We start from the raw sequence: 1224 nt of genomic DNA on the forward strand, positions 1-1224 counted from the left end.
CCTGACTTCTTTGGATTTCTTTAGTTCTATAATGGCTTCATAGGCTGTGTTATCTAACTCACACTCATACGGGTTCAGTACCCTAACTCTATCAGAGCACCCGTGTATTCTCCCCTCAATTTTACGGTAGCCATCTGATTTAGAAACGTACTTTAAAAGATATTCCGCACTATTGCCAACACCACCTAGCCGATGAATGTCTGTCGAATTAGGGTTTCTGTGATTGTATTTAAGAAAGAAAGGCTCAATGTATCCTAGCTTCTCCATGATGCTATTCCATTCGAACCTAATAGACTCCCATCTAATGTAACTGTCTACAATGAGGTGAAAATGAATATTTCCGTTCTCTTGTGCTTCTGCTCTCCAAAAGTAGTTCCAGACATCATGCTTTCGTTTAAGGGTTTCTATAAAGGGCATGAGTGCCTCCCTTTTCATTTCATTATCTGAGTGATTTTGTTTTGATGGCAAGGTAAGGGTTACAAACGTTAGGTAGGGCACTTTTTTGAGCCCTGGGTTTACTGGTAATCCTTTTAATGAATTAATTGAGTTAACCCAGGTGGTTAGATACTTGCGAACTTTTGATTTCGTTTTAGGAGACATATATCCATTGTAAGTAATATCTCTTAAATTCTTTTCATTCTCGATTTGAGCTTCTGATCTGGAAGGGTAGTCATATTTTTGATCGTAAGTAACGACCATTGAACCTGTAAGCCTGATAACGGGGATTTTAAAACCTGTGTGCATGGTGGAAGTAATTTTGTAGAATGGGAGAAGGGATAAACCAATATCGACCGCCATTCCTGTGTAACATGTTGCTAATGTAAAAAACAGAGGACTACAAAGCAAATGAAAAAGCCTGCAGCTTCCACTCTGCAGGCTTTTAAATGTTGTTACACATTGATTGAGGCATCCTATGCGCTAAGTTAATAGGTTTTATCTATAAAAAGCAAGCCCCTTATAGATAAATCGTATAAGAGGCCTGTAGACATAAAAGATGTGCTTTGAGTTGCATGAGCTCTCCGCTGGTGGCTTGCATCCCTGCAGGGGCCATTTCCTTGAGGCTCACGGCACTAATGTACTACAATTCGACCAAACAGCAAAGCACTGAACCAACTAAGGCTACGAGGATTTATTTAAGCTTTAGGGCAATCTAAAGCATGTGTCAAGGTTGCACAAAAATCGAGAAACCAATTTGAGACCTTAGACCGTTAACTGTATCTCTAA

At 39.6% G+C, this 1224-nt stretch carries 1 protein-coding gene; it reads right to left on the bottom strand.

Annotation, left to right across the window (positions count from 1 at the left end):
- A partial coding sequence (locus KDG50_00895; protein MCB1863961.1) for a hypothetical protein occupies positions 1 to 798 on the bottom strand: 798 nt, incomplete at its 3' end.
- Positions 799 to 1224 lie beyond the last annotated feature (426 nt).

The organism is Chromatiales bacterium, assembly GCA_020445605.1.
Classification (GTDB): domain Bacteria; phylum Pseudomonadota; class Gammaproteobacteria; order JAGRGH01; family JAGRGH01; genus JAGRGH01.